The organism is Demequina iriomotensis (genome assembly GCF_000971395.1).
GTDB lineage: Bacteria > Actinomycetota > Actinomycetes > Actinomycetales > Demequinaceae > Demequina > Demequina iriomotensis.
This window is the reverse complement of the sequence record NZ_BBME01000006.1, coordinates 1-879: the sequence shown is the minus strand read 5'-3', so window position 1 is coordinate 879 and position 879 is coordinate 1. Positions and strand designations below refer to the sequence as shown.

Sequence of the window (879 nt, the reverse complement as noted above, 5' to 3'; positions counted from 1 at the left end):
AAGGTGTCGACCTTCACGTACTGACAGCTGTCGCCGGTCCACGGATGGACCGGTCCCTTCGCATCACTCTCAAAGGATGGAGAGACATGGACAACCCGACCCTCGAGGCGCGCCAGCGTGGGCGCCGCTTCAGCCTTCCCGCGCAGGTGTTCACCGCCGTGGGAGCGGTGCTCGTCGCGCTCGTCGCGACGGGGCTGGTCGCGAGCGGCGCGCTCACCTACGTGCGCGGCGCGGACGAGGACGTGATCGCGTCCCAGGGCCGCCTCGCGGCCGAGATGGCGGACCTGCGAGACGCGCTGTGGAGCGCGCGCGCGGCCGGCCTCAAGATCGACTCGGCGACGCGCAGCCAGGCGCCCGCGCGCATCGAGGAGCTCAAGGCGACCTTCGACGGGTTCGAGCAGAGCCTCGCGGTCTTCACCGCCGACTACGAGGAGACCTTCGGTGCGGCGCTGCCCAGCGTCGACCTGGTCGCGCAGACGTGGGACGGCTACAAGAACGCCGCGCTCGTCGACGGCAACGCGCGCGTGACCGCGGCGGCCGCCCAGAGCGGTCCCGCGACGGGCGGCTTCGGTGTCACGCTCGACTCGCAGCTCGCGGAGTTCTCGCGCTACGTCGACCAGCGCCTTGCGGACGAGTCCGCGTCCTCGGCGGGCTCCGCCAACGAGGCCCGCGCGCTGTTCATCGTCATCACCTTGATCGGCCTCGGCCTCGGCATCGTGGTCGGCCTCGTCGTCGCCCGGCGCATCCGCCGCAACTCGGCCGCGCTCATGCACGCGATCCAGGCGCTCGCCGAGGGTGATCTCACGGTCGCCGCCGGCGTGCGGAGCCGCGACGAGATGGGCGAGATGAGCGAGCTGCTGTCCCGCGCGCAGGTGTCCC

The 879-nt window shown here is 71.9% G+C and carries 1 protein-coding gene; it reads left to right on the top strand.

The annotated features are described in order from the left end of the window. Nucleotides 1–86: 86 nt before the first annotated feature. Nucleotides 87–879: HAMP domain-containing protein (locus AOM09_RS00035; protein WP_169747585.1), on the top strand; the 793-nt coding region annotated here is incomplete at its 3' end.